The organism is Streptomyces sp. NPDC055099 (assembly GCF_053607685.1).
This window is the reverse complement of the sequence record NZ_JBSGUA010000010.1, coordinates 180,002-195,978: the sequence shown is the minus strand read 5'-3', so window position 1 is coordinate 195,978 and position 15,977 is coordinate 180,002. Positions and strand designations below refer to the sequence as shown.

The window sequence follows — 15,977 nt, the reverse complement described above, 5'->3', positions numbered from 1 at the left end:
GCGCTCAGCGGGTCACCTGGTCACCCTCGGCTCGGCGGACACGGCAAGGGTGAACGAGTGCCCTGCCGGGTCGCTGTAGGTCCGGGTGTCCCGGGGGCCGGAGTTGTCCTTGGTGTCCACGGGCCGGGCGCCCAGGCCGATGGCCTCGCGCTCCGCCTCGTCGATGTCGCCGCGGTCCACCAGAATCCTGAGGTGCGCCTGCTGGGAGTCCTCGGGGCGCGGCCAGCTCGGAGGCGCGTAGCCGTAGTCGCGGTGGATCGCCATGCGGATGCCCTGCGCGTCGGACACCTCGACGTAGTCGGGGTCGGTGCCCATGCCGGCCGTGCCTCCGAGCAAGCCCGCGTAGAACTCCGCGAGCTCCTCGGGCTTCGCGCAGTCGAGGACGACGACGGCGGTCTTCTTCACACCCATGGGGTCCCTCTTCGGTCGGCATCAGGTCGGCGTGGATCGGAATGGAGACGGGCGGCCGCTCAGCCGGCCGCCCCACGGCTGTCCGAGTGCCCCGCCCCGCCCGCCTCAATCGGCGTCCGTGGGTGGCCGTGGGGCGTCACGGCACGGGTGACACTGGGGGCATGCGCCTCGTCGACCAATGCCAGCCCCCGTCCGCCTACGGCCGTCTCCGTGTCGAGCGGCACGACCTCTCGCCCGCCCGCTGGCTGGAGCAACGCCCGCCCCATGACGACGGATTCGGCACGGTCGCGGGAGTCTGCGCCCCCGGCTTCGAGGCGTACGCGCGCATCCTGCACCCGGCCTGGCTCGGCACGAAACCGGTGCGGTGGGACGAAGTCGCCGCCGCGTACGGCCGGCCGGTGTCGGCGGGGACACGCTGGCACGAGCTGATCGGTCTCGGGGACGACCGGCTTCTCTATCGCAACGACGACACCCCGGCCGTCCCCGGCGTCTGGGACGAACACCCCGACGAGGGCCCGACCCCCGCCGGCGTGGCCCGCGCCCTGATCTCCGTGCTGTCCGGACACACCCGCACCCCCGACCGCTGCTGGTACGGACTCTGGGAGGGGTACGGCCAGTACAACTGGGACGGGTATCCCGTGTTCCGCACACCGGGCCGTCACGAGATCCTGCTCTCCGGACCGCTGGACGACGCCGACTCACCCGCGTTCCCCGTTCCCGGGGGCGAACCTGATGAGGCGCCACCCGAGCTCCCCGACCTCTGGTGGCCCGAGGACCGCGCCTGGTGCGTGGCCGGGGACGTCGATCTGGTGAGCACGTACGTCGGCGGAACGGCGGCCTGCGTCGCGGATCTCCTCGCGGCTCCGGGGCTCGAGGCGTACGAGATCACCGAGACCTCGCCGGTCGACTGACCCGCCGTCTGGTGGGCGCCGCGACGTGGCGCCGTAAAGTGGCGGCCGAATGTGGCGCCGTAAAGTCGAACTCCATTATCACGGCGCCATGTTCGAAGGGCCAGATCACGACGAAAGCCCCTTCGGTGCGGCCTGTTCCGCCTCACTGTCCTGCGCGCTCCGCGAGGTGACTAGCATGGCGCGATGTGTGGTCCGGAAGATCGCCGTCCTCTTTGGCGTTCCCGCCGGGCCCGCGACCGATGCGTACATCGGTCGGCTCGTTGCTTACCTGCACTCAAGGACCGAGGGACCGCTGAATGCCCGTGCCTGCTCCCCCCAGCCCGCACCGAATAGCGAAGGCGCGCCGGCCCGCGTCGACCCTGCCCGTGGTCGTGCTGGTGGTGACCGCCGTGGCCGGTGCCGTGGCGGGCGTCATGGCACCGGAGAACGCCCGGGTCTGGACGGTGGCCTCGGTCCTGGCCGGCTGGCTGTGTCTGGCGATCGCGCTGGTGACGACGTCCCTGCACGTCAAGCGGGTCCGTGGAGCCGCCGACGCGGACCACGCCGAGGCCGCCGCCCTCAAGGCGCAGATCGCGCGTCAGGGTGCCGAGTCCGCGCACCTGCTGACCGTGACGCTGCCGACCGTGATGAAACGGTTGCGCGACGGGACCAGCGCGAGTGAGACGCTGGCGCAGACCGCGCCGCCGTCGGATCCGCAACTGCGCCAGATCGTCCACGAGTTCGCCTCCGTGGTGGAGGAGACCGTACGGCACGCGGCCGAGGTCGACTCGCGCCGCGACCACGCCCAGGCGCAACTCGCCCAGGCCGCCACGGAGTTGGACCAGCTGACGGCGGTGACGCTGCCCGCCGCGATCGAGCGGCTGCGCGACGGCGCCTCCGCGGACACGGTCCTCGCCGGCCTCGAATGGCCGCGCAATCCCCTGCTGCGCGTGCCCGCCGAATCGTTCGTCCGCGAGCTCGCCTACAGCGAGCGGCGCGCCGCGGCCGCGCAGGCGGCCTCAGCCAAGGCGCTGAGCCGCGTGCAGGCCAAGTCCGTGAGCATGCTCGCCGACCTGCGGGACATGCAGGAGCGGCACGGCGTGGAGGTCTTCGGCGATCTGCTGCGCCTGGACCACAGCACCTCCCAGCTGGGTCTCATGACCGACCGTCTCGCCCTGCTGATGGGTGGCCGCTCCAGCCGCGCCTGGAACAAGCCGATCGTCATGGAGAGCATCCTGCGGGGCGCGGTGGGCCGGATCTCCGCGTATCAGCGGGTGCGGCTGCACTGCTCGACGACGGTGGCCATCGCCGGATTCGCCGCTGAGGGCGTCATGCACGTCCTCGCCGAACTGATGGACAACGCGGCGAACTTCTCCCCGCCCATCGACGAGGTGCACGTCTATGTGGAGGAGCGCAGCGCCGGGATCGTCGTGACGATCGAGGACAGCGGCCTGAAGATGGCCGACGCGGCGATGCGCCGCGCCGAGGAGTCGGTCTCCGGGCACGTCACGGACCTGGCCTCGCTGCAGGGCACCCGCCTCGGTCTCGCGGTGGTCGGGCGTCTCGCCGCGAAGTACGGGATGAGCGTCAACTTCCGTCCGTCCTCACGCGGCGGCACGGGCGTCGTGGTGCTCCTGCCCCCGCAGCTCCTGGCCCAGCAGCGCGACCCCGCTCCCCAGCAGCTCGCCCCTCACGGCGTCGAGCCGACGCCCGCACCGCTGCCCGCGGCCCCCGCACCGGCGGCCGCTGAGACCCCCGCGGCCCCGGAGCATCCCGCCGCCCCGGCGCGGCCCGTGGAAGTCGCTCAGGCGCAGCCTGCGGCCGCTCAGGCACAGCCCCGGCCCGAGCACGCCCGTCCCGCGGCCGCCACGGCCAACGGCCTGCCCGTGCGCGCCCCCGGGCGCACCATGGCCGAGGCGGAGCGCGAGCGCGAGCAGCGCAGGGCGGCGTCCGACGCCGCGGCCGGAACCGGGGCGCTCTCCGGCGACGCGGGGCTGCCGCCGCGCGACGCCGGTTCCCGTTTCGGTGCCTTCCACCGCGGGCGGCGGGCGGCGGGCGACGTGCCCGGCTCCCCCGCGGCGCCCGAGTCCCCCGCCGATTCCGGGCCGCCGCCCGCCGAGTAGACCGAAGCCACCCGCACGGCGCCCGGGCTCTGGCGCCCCCTTCCCCGCTCGAAATTCGTGAGATTGGAGGGACGGGCAGGTGACCGGACGACCCGCGCATCTCGCCCCGCCTACCATGCAGACCACTGACAACAGCCTGACCTGGCTCCTGCAGAGCCTCCTGAAGCGCACCCCCGGAACGCGGCACGCCCTGGTGCTCTCCCGGGACGGCCTGAAGCTGTGCTGGAGCGAGCATCTGACGCTCGATCAGGCTGACCAGCTGGCGGCGATCTGCTCCGGTATCCAGGCCCTCGCCCAGGGCGCCTCCATGGAGTTCGGTGACGGGACCGGCGGCGTCCGGCACTCCATGACCGAGTTCCACGGCGGACTGCTCTTCATCGTCGAGGCCGGCCAGGGAGCGCACCTGGCGGTGGTGGCCGAGGAGAACGCCGATCCCGGAGTGGTGGGGCATCAGATGACCGAACTGGTCGAACAGATCGGTGAGCACCTGCGCGCCGAGCCGCGCGCCCAGACCGAAGGCAGCGGCTCCTCGTGACGCCGCGCAAGCCCGTGGACATCGGTGATCCGGACCGGCTCTACACGGTCACCGGCGGTCGCAGCCGCGCCGACGACGATTCGTTCGACCTGGTCACGCTGGTGGTGAGCGAGTGCGAGCCCACTGCCGGGATGCAGTCGGAGCACGTACGGATCCTCGAACTGTGCCGGCATCCGACGGCCGTGGTGGAGATCGCGGCGGAGATGAAGCTGCCGATCACGGTGGTGCGGATCCTCCTTGGTGACCTGCTCGCGATGGGCCGGATCACCGCCCGCCACCCCCGCGCGGCCGGCTCGGCCGCCTCGATCCCCGATTCCGCCCTTCTCAAGGAGGTGCTCCATGGGCTCCGCAACATCTGAGCTGCCCTCCCGGACGCCGCTGTCCGACACTGCCGAGACCGGCCTGAAGATCGTCGTCGTGGGCGGCTTCGGGGTCGGCAAGACGACGCTGGTCCGCTCGGTCAGCGAGATCCGTCCACTGAACACCGAAGAGGTCATGACGCAGGCCGGTGTCGGCGTCGACGAGACGACCGACGTGGCCGCCAAGACCACGACGACCGTGGCGTTCGACTTCGGCCGCATCAGCCTCAACGAGCGTGTGGTGCTCTACCTGTTCGGCGCGCCCGGGCAGGAGCGTTTCTGGTTCCTGTGGGACCGGCTCTTCTCCGGCACGCTCGGGGCGGTCGTCCTGGTCGACACACGGCGGATGGACGACTCCTGGTACGCCATCGACCGGCTCGAACACCACAAGACGCCGTTCGTGGTGGCCGTCAACCGGTTCGACGACGACACCTCGACGCATTCGCTTCAGGAGATCCGGCAGGCGCTCGCGCTGCCCGACCACGTGCCGCTGATCGACTGCGACGCACGGGTGAGGTCGTCGGGCAAGGACGTCCTGATCACCCTCGTGGACCACCTCTACGCACTGGCCATGGCCCAGGAGATGACAACGTGACCGAGCCGACCGGATCCCCCTTCGAACAGAGCCCGCCGCCCGGGTGCCCGGCACACGCGGGTACGGGCGCGGTGCGCCTGGGTGGTCTGGAGTACCAGCAGACGCCGTCGCAGCTCTACCGCAGCCTGCGCAGGGAGCACGGCGCGGTGGCGCCGGTGCTCCTCGACGGTGACGTGCCCGCGTGGCTGGTGCTCGGCTACTCCGAGGTCAGCTATGTGACGGGCCACGACGAGCTGTTCGCCCGCGACTCGCGGCGCTGGAACCAGTGGGAGAACATTCCCGCCGACTGGCCGCTGCTGCCGTTCGTCGGCTACCAGCCCTCGGTCCTGTTCGCCGAGGGCGAGGAGCACCGCAGGCGGGCCGGGGTGATCACGGAGGCCCTTGAGGGGGTCGACCAGTTCGAACTCGCCAGGGACAGCGCCCGGATCGCCGACCGGCTGATCGCCGAGTTCGCCGGCAGCGGCCAGGCCGAGCTGATGGACGCGTACGCGCACGCGCTGCCCATGGTGGCCGCGGTGCAGATGTGCGGGATGCCGCACGAGGGCACGGACACGCAGCAGCTCGTGGACGACCTGCGGATCTCGCTCGACGCGCATGAGGGGGACGACCCCGTCGCGGCCTACACGCGCGTCGGGGAGCGGATCCAGCTCCTGGTGAAGGAGAAGCGCGAGAAGCCCGGCGCGGATGTCACCTCGCGGATGCTGACGCACCCGGCGGGCCTCACCGACGAGGAGATCGTCCAGGACCTGATCTCCATCATCGCGGCGGCCCAGCAGCCGACGGCCAACTGGATCTGCAACACCCTGCGGTTGATGCTGACCGACGAGCGGTTCGCGCTCAACGTGTCCGGCGGGCGGCTGAGCGTGGGCGAGGCGCTCAACGAGGTGTTGTGGCTGGACACGCCGACACAGAACTTCATCGGCCGCTGGGCGGTGCGCGACACCCAGCTCGGCGGGCGGCAGATCCGGGCGGGCGACTGTCTGGTGCTCGGCCTCGCCGCGGCCAACACCGACCCGCAGATCTGGCCCGAGTCGCATGTCGGCCCGGAGAACTCCGCGCATCTCTCCTTCAGCCACGGCGAGCACCGCTGCCCCTACCCGGCTCCGCTGCTCGCCGACGTCATCGCGAGGACCGCGGTCGAGACGCTCCTGGAGCGGCTGCCCGACCTCGTCCTCGCGGTGGAGCCGCACGAGTTGACGTGGCGGCCGTCCATCTGGATGCGCGGCCTGACGTCGCTGCCGGTGCAGTTCACGCCTGTGGCGCACTGAGCCGGTACCGGGGCGCCGCCTTCTGTCGGCGCCCCGGTGGGATCAGGCGGTGGCGGGGGTGAACTCCACCGGCAGCGACTGCGGCCCCCGGGTGAACACGCCCTGCTCCACGGGGTCGAAGCCCTTCGCGAGCCGCACGTCCGGCATCGCGTCCAGGAGCTGGTCGACGCCGATCTCCACCTCTGCCTTGGCCAGGAGCGCGCCCACGCAGAAGTGCCGACCGAGGGCGAAGGACAGGTGGTCGGCAGCGGCGGAGAACGCGGTCGTCGTGGTCAGGTCGTCGCGGAAGATGTCGAAGCGGTCCGGCTCGCGGTAGCGCTCCTCGTCACGGTTGGCCGAGCCGATCAGGCAGGTGACGGTGGCCCCGGCGGGGATGGTGCCGCCGGTGACCTCCACGTCGGTCGCGGACTGCCGCATGATCATGTGGACGGGCGGGGTGTAGCGCAGGGTCTCGGCGAAGGCGCGGGCGATCAGACCGCGGTCCTGCCGGACGGCCTCGAGCTGCTCGGGGTGCATCAGGAGGTTGGCGAAGATGCTGGCGATGGCCTTGTCGGTGGTCTCGCCGCCCGCCGCGAGCAGCAGGCTGCAGAAGGCCTTGATGTCCTCGTCGCTCATGCGTACGCCGTCCACCTCGGCGGCGCACAGTGTGGAAAGCAGGTCGTCGCCGAGGTTGTCGCGGCGCTCCCGGATGATCGGGATCATGTACTCGGCGAACTCCACCCGGGTGCGTTCACCGGCCGCCGCGACCTCGGCGTCGCCCGCCAGGTTGCCGAGGAAGGCGATGACGGTGGTGTACCAGCCGTGGAAGCGGGCGTGGTCGGACTTGTCCAGGCCCAGCATGTCGGCGATGACGTTGACCGGGAAGCGGGTGGCGTAGCCCTCGACCAGGTCGACGCTGCCGGTGTGCCGGAAGGTGTCGATGAGTTCGCGGGAGTTGCGTTCTATGACGGGCAGGAATTTCTCCTGCAGGTCGCTGCCGCGGAAGGCCGGTGCGACGAGCGCGCGCCGCACGGAGTGCTCGCGGCCGCTGAGCTGGAGGATCGTCTTTCCGTGGACGGGCTCGATCTGCCAGTCGTAGTTGTCGGTGGTGAACTGCGATGCCTTGTCCTTGAACACGCGCTCGACGTCCGCGTACCGCGAGATGATCCAGCTCTGGGTCGCCTCGTGCCAGAAGAGCGGTGCGTTCTCCCGCATCAGCTGGTAGGCCGGGTACGGGTCCTTGGCGAACTCGGGCGAGAGGATGTCAGGGACCTGCTGCGCGGTGGACATGTGGCTCCTAGGTCGGGAAAGGCGACGCGCCCAGGCTATTGATCACTTACGGAGCCAACCAGCCCCTCCCGGCCGATCGTTGAGCACTACACTAATGTTGGCCGAAAATCGCCCCTCGCCCCATCGGCTCGAAACCGGTGGGGCGAGGGGGAGCGCCGAACCCGCGGCCGGGGCCGGGGGGCCGGGGCCGTCAGCAGCTGAGCTTGTCGCCCGGGGTGACGCCGAGGATTCCGGTGAACTTCGTGTAGTTGTTGATGCGGCTCTGCACCTGCTCGGGGTTCTTCCCGTCGCATTCCAGGCTGCCGTTGATGCTGCGGATCGTCTCGCCGAAGCCCGCGCCGTTGACCATGGCGTTGTGCGGCGTCATGGTCCCCGGGCCGTTCTGCGTGTTCCAGTACCAGAGACCGGTCTTCCACGCCACGGCCGGATCGTTCTGCACGAGGTCGGGGTTGTTCAGGAGGTCGATCTTCAGGGCGTCGCCCGCCGCCTTGTAGTTGAAGTTCCAGCTGAGCTGGATCGGGCCGCGCCCGTAGTACTTGTCGTTGCCCGCCGGGCATCCGTAGGGCTGCGAACTGTCGCAATAGTGCGGGTAGTTGGCGGTGTTCTGCTCGACGACGTGGACCAGGCCGCCCGTCTCGTGACTGACGTTCGCCAGGAAGGCCGCGGCCTCCTGCTTGCGTACGGTGTCGCTGCCGGTCCCGGTGAACTCGGGATAGGCGCTGAGCGCCTGGGTGAGCCCGCTGTAGGTGTAGAAGGAGTTCCGATTCGGGAACATCTCGTTGAACTGGGCCTCGCTGACGAGGAATTCCGCCGCGGCCCGCTCCCCCGGCGCCTTCTCGGCGGAGGCGTTGGGCGCGAGGGTCAGAAGGGCGAGTGCGGCGGCCGAAGCGGTCGCGGTCAGCGCGGCGAGGACACGAGGACGCATGGGGGATCACTCCTTGGCGGGTCGACCCATGCGTGCGCACGGCCACCCGTCACGTGGTGGGGGGGGAGGGATTCAAGTCCGTCTCTTGGGCGCGCACGAGGGGTGGGAGGCACGAAGAGACGCGGCAGGACCCACCGGTGATCGCACCGGAGCACCGGAGGCTGCAGCTCTCCGGAATGGCTCCTACCGTTGGACTAGACCATACCGAGTGACGCGTCCCCGTCAATAGCCCTTCCTGTGACCGCAGTTGAGGCGATGGATGTGCGATTCATCCATCGCCTCGGTGTGGACAGTGCGAATCGGGCACTGGTGCGGCCACGCGCAGGGCGTCTACGGTCCCTGCATTTCCGTCTCGGCACCTCGCACTCCGTGGTGCCGCCGATCAGGGAGCCGCCTGTGCCCAAGGAGCCTTCTCCGTCCGTCACCGAGGTCGAGACGCACGGAGTCGAACGCATTCCGGACGCGGACCGTTCGGCGGGACCGCTCGATCTGTTCCGGCTCGCGTTCGGCGGCGCCAACACCTTCGCCACCTGCGTGCTCGGGGCGTTCCCGATCCTGTTCGGGCTCTCCTTCTGGCAAGGGCTCGCGGCGATGCTCCTGGGGCTGCTCGTCGGTTCTCTGCTCCTTGCGCCGATGGCGGTGTTCGGGCCGCGCAACGGCACGAACAACGCCGTCTCCTCGTCGGCCCATCTGGGCGTGCACGGCAGGATCGTCGGCTCCTTCCTCTCCCTGCTCACCGCCGTGGCGTTCTTCTCCCTGTCGGTGTGGAGCTCGGGCGACGCGCTCATCGGCGGGGCGCACCGGCTGCTCGGCGTACCGGAGAGCGACGTGGCCTACGGCTGCGCGTACGCGGTCTTCGCCGCGCTCGTCCTCGCCGTGTGCGTCTACGGCTTCCGCTTCATGCTGCTCGTCAACAAGATCGCGGTCGTGGCGGCGACCCTGCTGTTCGTGCTCGGTCTCGTCGCCTTCGCCGGGGACTTCGACCCCTCGTACGCGGGGATCTTCACCGCGGACGCCGATCAGGCCACCCAGGACCTGTTCTGGCCGTCCTTCATCGGCGCCGCGCTGATCGTGCTGTCCAACCCGGTCTCCTTCGGCGCCTTTCTGGGCGACTGGGCGCGCTACATCCCCGCCGAGACCCCGCGCCGCAAGGTGATGGGGGCTGCCTTCCTCTCGCAGATCGCCACGGTCCTGCCGTTCGGCTTCGGCCTGGCGACGGCGGCGATCATCGCCGAGCAGGCACCGAAGTACATGGACCCGGCCGCCCCCAACTTCGTCGGCGGCCTGCTCGCGATCGCGCCCGGCTGGTATTTCCTGCCCGTCTGCCTGATCGCCCTGATCGGCGGCATGTCGACCGGGACCACCGCGCTGTACGGCACCGGCCTGGACTTCTCCTCGGTGTTCCCGCGGCTCAGCCGCGTCCGGGCCACCGTCCTGATCGGCGTCCTGTCCATCACGTTCATCTTCGTGGGCCGCTTCGGCTTCAACCTCGTGCAGGCGATCTCCACCTTCGCCACGATGATCGTCACCTGCACCGTGCCGTGGATGATCGTCATGATGCTCGGCTACGTCACCCGGCGCGGCTGGTACGACCCCGAGGCGCTGCAGGTCTTCACGCGCCGCCAGCACGGCGGCCGCTACTGGTTCGCGCGCGGCTGGAACTGGCGCGGCATGGCCGCCTGGTGGACCGGCGCGGTGACCGGGGTGCTGTTCACCAACATCCCCGGACAGTTCGTCGGGCCGCTCGGCGACCTTGCGAACGGCGCCGACATCAGCCTCCCGCTGGGGGCGGTCGTCGCGGCGGTCGTCTATCTGGCGCTGCTCTCGGCGTTCCCGGAGCCGCGCGGGGTGTACGGGCCCGAGGGGCCGCGCTGGGTACGCGCGTCCGATACGCCGATCGCCCCGATCACCGGACCGTCCGGCGGCGGCACCACCGACGAGGCCGCCGCCGCCCGCTCAACGAGCCGTCTCTAGCTCCCGCTTGAGGTTCTTCAGCGTCCGGTCGATGTTGCCGACCTGGAAGACCGCGAAGGTGCGGCCACCCGTGGCCAGGCGGTCGAAGGCGTTGGCCGCGAAGGTGGGCCAGGAACGCCTGTCGTCCGTCCACGTCTCGGTCACCTTGGTGCCGCCGCCGCTGTCCTCGAAGCGGTACTCCCAGGTGGCGATGGGGGCCCGCAGCCGGGGGCGCTTCAGTCCGATCGCGTGCACGCGGAAGGCGAAGCGCCGCCCCGGCTCGGCCTTGGTCACCGTGCAGCGGGTGGTCCAGCGGAACGGGCCGCGCTTGTTGTGCCCCTCGAAGACCAGGCCGACGGTGGCGGGCACCTCGCCTCCGGGCACGGTCGCGCCGAGGTTCTCGGGGCTCCAGCGCCCCATCAGAGCGGGCTGGCTGACCTGCTCGTACACCGTCTGGGGTGACGCCTCGACCAGGATGCTTCGGGACACTGTGAACGTGCGGGTCATGACAACTCCGTTCCTCGACCCGCGACCTTACTCACCAGTAGCTTGAATGTCAGCCCCCATGCTCCCCCGAGGGCGGCTCAGACCAGGCCCGTGACCGTGACGGTGACCCGGGGCGTGCCCGGCTCCCCAGTCGCAAGGCCGACGGCCTCGGCCGCCGCCGAGCGCACCTCCCGGGTCACGTCCAGGGTCCGCCGCCCCCGGTGCAGGACGACGTACACCTCCACGCCCCAGCTCCGGCCGTCCTTCTCCTGTCGCACCTGCACGCCCGCGGAGCCCGCCGGGGTGCTGGGGAGACCGCGCCTGAGCACGGCGGACGACCGCAGGAGGTCCGCGAGACCCGGCCGCAAAAAGGCCACCCCCGGAGTGGCGAGGACCGCCTCTATGACGGCGTTCGCCACCCCGCGCGAAACGTCTCGATCGCTCACCGCTGCCGCCCTTCCCCGCTGTCGTCATCCGCGTCGTCGATGAGGTCGCTGATCGTCACGTCGACGACCGCGATCCGCATCCCCAGTTCCTCGTCCACCGCTTCGAGGACGCGGCCGCGCACCCGGTCGGCGACCTCCGGCAGGTTCCAGGGGAGCGGGACCTGCACCTCGACGCGGATGCGGACCGGCCCGCGCGCGAGGCGCCCCGTGGGCGCGGGGGCCGCTGCCTCGTCCAGCGGGCCGATGCGGCAGCTTCCCGCGCGCACGCCCGGCAGGGACTCCGCGGCGGCCCGCACCGTCCTGGCCGCCGCGGCCTCCACAATCCAGGCGTCCTCGTCCTCGTCGCCCAGGGGCAGCGTCCTGCCGGGCCGCAGTTCCAGCCGCACCACCTCCATGACACGGCCGGTGAGGGCGGAGGTGTCCTGTTCGCGCGGTGCGGTCTCGCGCGCCTCGGTGACGATCCCCTCCAGCTGTCGCAGGGCGTCCAGGGCCTGCGTGCAGTGCGGGCAGCCGTCGGCGTGGGGGTCGGGCACGCCCGCCTCCCACTGTTCCCACACGTGCGACAACTCGCGCCCGCAGGGCAGCAGTTCGTCCTCGGGCAGCACTCCGAAGCCCGCCTCCCGCTCGTCGTCCGGTACGGATTCCCCGTTCATCGCCATGCGGCCATCGCCTCCGTCAGATAGCGCCGCGCCCGGAAGACACGGCCGCGGACCGCCTCCGTACTGATGCCGACCGTCTCGGCGATGGACTCGTACGACGCGCCGTCCAGCTCCCGCAGCACCCAGCACACCCGCTGCTCCGGCGAGAGACCCTCCATCGCGCGCGCCAGGTCCGCCACCGCGGCGTGCCCCTCGGCCACCCGCGCGGGCGAGACCTCGTGCTCCGGAGCGGCCGGCTCGGGCAGCCCGTCGAGCGCCACGACGGGCCGCCGCGAACGCAGCGCGTTGAGGCAGCGGTTGGTGACGATGCGGTAGATCCACGTACCGAACTGCGCGTCCCCGCGGAACTCCGGCAGCTTGCGCCAGGCACTGACGAAGGACTCCTGCACGGCGTCCTCCGCCTCCGGGCGGCTCCCGAGCAGGCGCGTGGCCAGGCGCAGCGCCATCGGCGCGTGCCGGTGCACGAGGGCCTCGAAGGCCTCCTCGTCACCTTCGGCCGCCCGCACCGCGAGCAGCCCGTCGTCACGCCTGGCGGACGCGTCCGCCTCATCGGCTGTTCCGCCCCGGTCGCCCGGCACACGCGGCTCCTCTCATTTCGGTCGCGCTCGTACGACACACGCAGGGCCCACCGCGTTACGCGGCCCAGAAAAGCTACATCCCGGGCGAGGAAAATCCCGTGAGGCGCGTAACGGACCGGGGGTACCCGGGTCGGAGCAGAAGAAGAGCCCGACGACCCCGACAAACCCGATGATTCCGACGATCCCCGAGGAGATGCCACCATGACGACGCAGGACCTCACTTCGAAAGCGGCCGCGCCCGGCACCACCGAGAAGGAACTCACCGGCGAGGCCCGCAGGAGCACGGGAGCCATCACCGTCAGCGGGGCCACCGGCGCGGCCCAGCCGGCGGCGACGCGCGGCAAGACGTCCATCGCCGATGTCGTGGTCGTGAAGATCGCCGGCATGGCGGCCCGCGAGATCCCGGGCGTGTTCGACATGGGCGGCGGCCTGTCGCGCACCATCGGCGCCGTGCGCGACCGCGTCCCCGGCGGGCGCCCCAACGTCGGCCGCGGGGTGAAGGTCGAGGTCGGCGAGCGGCAGACGGCCATCGACCTCGACATCGTCGTCGAGTACGGCGTGCCCATCACGGACGTCGCCCACGACGTGCGCGAGAACGTCATCTCGGCGGTGGAGCGCATCACCGGCCTGGAGGTGGTCGAGGTGAACGTCGCCGTCAACGACGTCCATCTGCCCGAGGACGACAGCACGGACTCCGGCGCCGAGACGCGCGTCGAGTAGCACGCCGGTGGTCCAGGACGTCCCCTTCTGCGGTGTGAGGTGAGTGGTGAGCACAGCTCTGGTCGGCCTGATGGCGGGCATGGCCCTGGGATTCGCCGGGTGGTTCGGCGGCTTCGGCGCGTTCCTCCTGGTCGCCGCGCTCGGCGCGGTCGGCTTCGTCCTGGGGCGTCTCGTCGACGACGGCACGGATCTACGCGCCTTCATCGGCGGGCGTGACCGGGAGCGCCGATGACCACGCCCGCGGCACAGCGCGGCACGACGACCGTCGCGGACCGCGCGGTGCGCCGCATCGCGGAGCGCGCCGCGACGGAGGCGCCGGCATCCGGCGCGGTCGAGGTCCGCAAGGGTTCGGCGGCCGTACGCGGCCGTCGCGCCCGGGTCGACGTCACCGTGACCCTGCCCTACCCCGCGGTGCTCGACGAGTCGGGCGAGAGCGTGCGCGCGCACGTCGCCGAGCGCACCGCCCGGCTCACCGGCCTGACCGTGTCCTCGGCGCGCATCCGCGTTCGGGGCCTTGCGCGGCGCGAGCTGTCCGCCGGGCAGTTCGCGCCGCCGGTCGAGGCCGCCGAGGTGCGCGCACACCGGCCGTGGTCCCAACGCCGTCTGCCCGTGGGGGTGTTGGCGCTGCTGGCCGCCGCGCTCTGTGGGGTGCTGCTGTACGACGTGGTGTCGGTGCACGCCGCCGGGAACCCTCCCGCGCGGTGGCGGACCGACGCGCTGGAGTGGCTCTCCACGCATGGCCCGGACAGTGCCGCGGCCACCGGTGTCCTCGCGGCGATCGGTGTGTTCGCGCTCGGTGTGTGGCTGCTGGTCCTCGCCCTCACACCGGGCAGGCGCGGTGTCCTGGCGATGCGGCCGCCGCTGAGGGGGGTGCGCGCCGTCCTGGACCGCCGGACGGTCGCGGTGCTCCTGCGGGATGCCGTGACCGACGTTCCGGGCGTCGGCCGGGTCCGGGTGAGGGTCGGCCGCCGCACGGCACGGGTGCGTGCCGGGCTCGGGTTCGGCGACTTGGAGGGCGCACGGCGAGCGGTGACCGAGGCCGCCGAGGCGGCGGTCGCCGGGTTCGGACTCGCCCGGCCGCTGCGGCTGCGCGTGCGGCTGAGCACGGAACCCGCCTGGCGCGCCCCGGCGAATACCGAGGGCGGGCCCGACGAGGCGGAGAGGGGCGCTCCCGATGAGCCGACTCCGTAGCAGTACGAATCGCTCAACCCTGTTCTGCGTGGCGGCAGTTCTCCTGCTCGCGGGGGCCGTACTGGCGTCCGCTGCGGCTCCCGTCCGTGAGCGGCTGCCGTCGGAAGTGCCCCGTGTCGGCGCGGACCGGGTGTGGCTGGACGAGGAGACGCTCGGCCGCTGGCGCGATCACGGCTGGTGGACGCCGGTCGTGATCGCCGCCCTCACGGTCGGCGCCGTCCTGTTCCTCGGCTGGGCCGTGGCCCAGCTCCGCACCGGCCGCCCGCGCGAACTGCCGCTGGGGCAACCGGGCGTCACTCTCTCGGCCAAGGCGCTGGCCTCCGTCATGGCCGACCGCGCCCGGGCCGTCGACGGCGTGGCCCGCGCCCGCGTACGGCTGCTCGGGCGGCCCCGGCGGCTGCGCGCCCGCATCACGCTGGTCCTGGACCCCGACGGCTCCCCGGACGCGGTGCTGCGCGAGCTGGCCGGGGGCGCCGTCGCCGAGGCACGGGCGGCGGCGGCACCCCGCGTCCTGGAGGCCGACGTACGCCTGACGACCCGGGCGCACCGGGCGCGCCGCATCCACTGAGCGGACCGGTGGGCTACAGGGCTTCCAGCGTGGTGCGCAGGTCCGCGGCGCGAGGGCGGTTGTGCGGAAGCCTGGCGAGGACGGCGGCCATGCCGCAGGTGTCGGTGACGGCGGAGAAGACCAGGCCGGCGCCGACGCCCGCGGCCAGCCAGCGCGCGGGCTTGAACCGGGTGCCCGCGGCGAGGCCGAGCACCACCAGGGACCCGGCGGCGAGCCGCACCTGGCGCTCCATCGACCAGGCCGTCGGCGCCCCCTGGGAGGGGTGCAGGGGGTGCCCCTCCGCGGCCCAGGCCGTGGTGCCCCCGGCGAGGGTGGCGGCGGGAATGTCGGCGGCGGCCAGCTCGTCGCAGGCGGAGGCGGAGCGGTTCCCGGAGGCGCAGACCATCAGGAGCTCGCCGCGGGCGGCGGCGGCCTTGAGCTCGGGCAGCGCCATGTGCAGGTGGTCGACGGGGATGTTGTGGGCTCCGGGAAGGTGACCGGAGGCGAACTCGCCCGGGGTGCGCACGTCGATGACGGTGTAGCGGTCCAGGCGGGCGGCCGCCTGGGCGGGCGCCAGATCGGTGGGGGGAGTCATGTGGGGCTGTCCTTTCGTTGAGCCAAGGCTCTCACCCTCGCAGGCTACAATACCCCCAGGGGTATTATTAATGGAGGGTGGCAGCGTGCGGCTAGAGATGGCGGCCGACGAGCTGAGATCCGTGCTGAACCGGCTGCGCAGGGCGCAGGGACAGATCACCGGCATCATCAAGATGATCGAGGACGGCAGGGACTGCGAGGACGTGATCACGCAGTTGGCCGCGGTCTCCCGCGCCCTTGACCGGGCGGGGTTCGCGATCATCGCGACAGGACTCCAGCACTGCATGGCCGAGGGCGGGCAGTCCCCCGCCGACCGCGACGAGATGCGGGCCCGCCTGGAGAAGCTCTTCCTCTCGCTGGCGTGAGATTCCTGGCCGGAGCTCCCTGGCCCTGAACGCCCGAAGCCTTCGCCGCCCCGGGGCAGGGGC

20 protein-coding genes are annotated in these 15,977 nt (G+C 71.8%); 12 read left to right on the top strand and 8 right to left on the bottom strand.

Translation table 11 applies throughout. From position 1 onward, the window contains the following. Positions 1-12: 12 nt before the first annotated feature. The gene (locus ACWFRU_RS24750; RefSeq protein ID WP_453690331.1) at positions 13-411 is read right to left on the bottom strand and encodes a VOC family protein; all 399 of its coding nucleotides are present in this window, start codon (positions 409-411) and stop codon (positions 13-15) included. A 161-nt stretch (positions 412-572) separates the two neighbouring features. Here ACWFRU_RS24750 and ACWFRU_RS24745 point away from each other — a divergent pair, with 161 nt between their 5' ends. The 6 genes from ACWFRU_RS24745 (at position 573) to ACWFRU_RS24720 (ending at position 6,181) form a co-directional block, all read left to right on the top strand. Continuing rightward, on the top strand, positions 573-1,322 hold the full coding sequence (locus tag ACWFRU_RS24745; RefSeq protein WP_453690330.1) for a hypothetical protein: 750 nt from the start codon (positions 573-575) through the stop codon (positions 1,320-1,322). A 296-nt stretch (positions 1,323-1,618) separates the two neighbouring features. Continuing rightward, complete coding sequence (locus ACWFRU_RS24740; protein WP_453690328.1) at positions 1,619-3,424, top strand: sensor histidine kinase; 1,806 nt, start codon at positions 1,619-1,621, stop codon at positions 3,422-3,424. 115 nt (positions 3,425-3,539) lie between these two features. After that, a complete protein-coding gene (locus ACWFRU_RS24735) occupies positions 3,540-3,959 on the top strand; it encodes a roadblock/LC7 domain-containing protein (RefSeq protein ID WP_363206274.1) in 420 nt (139 codons plus the stop codon). Next, positions 3,956-4,318 (top strand): DUF742 domain-containing protein, encoded by a 363-nt coding sequence (locus ACWFRU_RS24730; RefSeq protein ID WP_453690325.1) that lies wholly within the window; start codon positions 3,956-3,958, stop codon positions 4,316-4,318. The genes ACWFRU_RS24735 and ACWFRU_RS24730 overlap by 4 nt, the downstream gene beginning before the upstream one ends. Further along, a complete protein-coding gene (locus ACWFRU_RS24725) occupies positions 4,299-4,913 on the top strand; it encodes a GTP-binding protein (RefSeq protein ID WP_453690323.1) in 615 nt (204 codons plus the stop codon). Before ACWFRU_RS24730 ends, ACWFRU_RS24725 begins: the two co-directional genes overlap by 20 nt. Further along, a complete protein-coding gene (locus tag ACWFRU_RS24720) occupies positions 4,910-6,181 on the top strand; it encodes a cytochrome P450 (RefSeq protein ID WP_453690321.1) in 1,272 nt (423 codons plus the stop codon). Before ACWFRU_RS24725 ends, ACWFRU_RS24720 begins: the two co-directional genes overlap by 4 nt. A 42-nt stretch (positions 6,182-6,223) precedes the next feature. On the opposite strand, the gene ACWFRU_RS24715 is transcribed toward ACWFRU_RS24720, so the two are convergent. Further along, the gene (locus tag ACWFRU_RS24715) at positions 6,224-7,450 is read right to left on the bottom strand and encodes a cytochrome P450 (protein WP_453690319.1); all 1,227 of its coding nucleotides are present in this window, start codon (positions 7,448-7,450) and stop codon (positions 6,224-6,226) included. 190 nt (positions 7,451-7,640) lie between these two features. Further along, a complete protein-coding gene (locus ACWFRU_RS24710) occupies positions 7,641-8,375 on the bottom strand; it encodes a chitinase (RefSeq protein WP_453690317.1) in 735 nt (244 codons plus the stop codon). Positions 8,376-8,771: 396 nt separating this feature from the next. Between ACWFRU_RS24710 and ACWFRU_RS24705 the strand changes: the two genes are divergently transcribed. Continuing rightward, positions 8,772-10,349, top strand: coding sequence for a purine-cytosine permease family protein (locus ACWFRU_RS24705; RefSeq protein ID WP_453690315.1), 1,578 nt, complete (start codon positions 8,772-8,774; stop codon positions 10,347-10,349). Here ACWFRU_RS24705 and ACWFRU_RS24700 read toward each other — a convergent pair. The 4 genes from ACWFRU_RS24700 to ACWFRU_RS24685 form a co-directional block, all read right to left on the bottom strand. Next, positions 10,332-10,835, bottom strand: coding sequence for an SRPBCC family protein (locus tag ACWFRU_RS24700; RefSeq protein ID WP_453690313.1), 504 nt, complete (start codon positions 10,833-10,835; stop codon positions 10,332-10,334). The genes ACWFRU_RS24705 and ACWFRU_RS24700 overlap by 18 nt on opposite strands. Before the next feature lie 77 nt (positions 10,836-10,912). After that, positions 10,913-11,260 carry a hypothetical protein gene (locus ACWFRU_RS24695; RefSeq protein ID WP_453690311.1) on the bottom strand — a complete coding sequence of 116 codons (348 nt, stop codon included), beginning with the start codon at positions 11,258-11,260 and terminating at the stop codon, positions 10,913-10,915. Then, on the bottom strand, positions 11,257-11,919 hold the full coding sequence (locus ACWFRU_RS24690; RefSeq protein ID WP_453690309.1) for an Asp23/Gls24 family envelope stress response protein: 663 nt from the start codon (positions 11,917-11,919) through the stop codon (positions 11,257-11,259). Before ACWFRU_RS24690 ends, ACWFRU_RS24695 begins: the two co-directional genes overlap by 4 nt. Then, complete coding sequence (locus ACWFRU_RS24685) at positions 11,910-12,497, bottom strand: RNA polymerase sigma factor (RefSeq protein ID WP_453690307.1); 588 nt, start codon at positions 12,495-12,497, stop codon at positions 11,910-11,912. The genes ACWFRU_RS24690 and ACWFRU_RS24685 overlap by 10 nt, the downstream gene beginning before the upstream one ends. A gap of 201 nt (positions 12,498-12,698) precedes the next feature. Between ACWFRU_RS24685 and ACWFRU_RS24680 the strand changes: the two genes are divergently transcribed. From ACWFRU_RS24680 to ACWFRU_RS24665, 4 genes are read left to right on the top strand one after another with little or no spacing between them, the layout of a single operon-like run. Further along, entirely contained in the window at positions 12,699-13,217 is a 519-nt protein-coding gene (locus ACWFRU_RS24680; RefSeq protein ID WP_453690305.1) for an Asp23/Gls24 family envelope stress response protein, read from the top strand. A 46-nt stretch (positions 13,218-13,263) separates the two neighbouring features. After that, positions 13,264-13,449: a hypothetical protein gene (locus ACWFRU_RS24675; protein ID WP_365821589.1), complete on the top strand. Its 186-nt coding sequence runs from the start codon at positions 13,264-13,266 to the stop codon at positions 13,447-13,449. Further along, positions 13,446-14,408: a DUF6286 domain-containing Asp23/Gls24 family envelope stress response protein gene (locus ACWFRU_RS24670; RefSeq protein ID WP_453690303.1), complete on the top strand. Its 963-nt coding sequence runs from the start codon at positions 13,446-13,448 to the stop codon at positions 14,406-14,408. Before ACWFRU_RS24675 ends, ACWFRU_RS24670 begins: the two co-directional genes overlap by 4 nt. A gap of 28 nt (positions 14,409-14,436) precedes the next feature. Next, positions 14,437-14,976, top strand: a complete 540-nt coding sequence (locus ACWFRU_RS24665; protein WP_453690301.1) for a hypothetical protein — start codon at positions 14,437-14,439, stop codon at positions 14,974-14,976. Between the two features lie 13 nt (positions 14,977-14,989). On the opposite strand, the gene ACWFRU_RS24660 is transcribed toward ACWFRU_RS24665, so the two are convergent. Beyond that, positions 14,990-15,550, bottom strand: a complete 561-nt coding sequence (locus ACWFRU_RS24660; RefSeq protein ID WP_453690299.1) for a rhodanese-like domain-containing protein — start codon at positions 15,548-15,550, stop codon at positions 14,990-14,992. An 85-nt stretch (positions 15,551-15,635) separates the two neighbouring features. Here ACWFRU_RS24660 and ACWFRU_RS24655 point away from each other — a divergent pair, with 85 nt between their 5' ends. After that, the gene (locus tag ACWFRU_RS24655; protein WP_453690297.1) at positions 15,636-15,914 is read left to right on the top strand and encodes a metal-sensitive transcriptional regulator; all 279 of its coding nucleotides are present in this window, start codon (positions 15,636-15,638) and stop codon (positions 15,912-15,914) included. Positions 15,915-15,977 lie beyond the last annotated feature (63 nt).

Bases quoted from the DNA above. Each gene is read 5' to 3' on its own strand.
- ACWFRU_RS24750 (WP_453690331.1), bottom strand. From the start codon at position 411: ATGGGTGTGAAGAAGACCGCCGTCGTCGTCCTCGACTGCGCGAAGCCC.
- ACWFRU_RS24745 (WP_453690330.1), top strand. From the start codon at position 573: ATGCGCCTCGTCGACCAATGCCAGCCCCCGTCCGCCTACGGCCGTCTC.
- ACWFRU_RS24740 (WP_453690328.1), top strand. From the start codon at position 1,619: ATGCCCGTGCCTGCTCCCCCCAGCCCGCACCGAATAGCGAAGGCGCGC.
- ACWFRU_RS24735 (WP_363206274.1), top strand. From the start codon at position 3,540: ATGCAGACCACTGACAACAGCCTGACCTGGCTCCTGCAGAGCCTCCTG.
- ACWFRU_RS24725 (WP_453690323.1), top strand. From the start codon at position 4,299: ATGGGCTCCGCAACATCTGAGCTGCCCTCCCGGACGCCGCTGTCCGAC.
- ACWFRU_RS24715 (WP_453690319.1), bottom strand. From the start codon at position 7,450: ATGTCCACCGCGCAGCAGGTCCCTGACATCCTCTCGCCCGAGTTCGCC.
- ACWFRU_RS24710 (WP_453690317.1), bottom strand. From the start codon at position 8,375: ATGCGTCCTCGTGTCCTCGCCGCGCTGACCGCGACCGCTTCGGCCGCC.
- ACWFRU_RS24700 (WP_453690313.1), bottom strand. From the start codon at position 10,835: ATGACCCGCACGTTCACAGTGTCCCGAAGCATCCTGGTCGAGGCGTCA.
- ACWFRU_RS24690 (WP_453690309.1), bottom strand. From the start codon at position 11,919: ATGGCGATGAACGGGGAATCCGTACCGGACGACGAGCGGGAGGCGGGC.
- ACWFRU_RS24680 (WP_453690305.1), top strand. From the start codon at position 12,699: ATGACGACGCAGGACCTCACTTCGAAAGCGGCCGCGCCCGGCACCACC.
- ACWFRU_RS24670 (WP_453690303.1), top strand. From the start codon at position 13,446: ATGACCACGCCCGCGGCACAGCGCGGCACGACGACCGTCGCGGACCGC.
- ACWFRU_RS24660 (WP_453690299.1), bottom strand. From the start codon at position 15,550: ATGACTCCCCCCACCGATCTGGCGCCCGCCCAGGCGGCCGCCCGCCTG.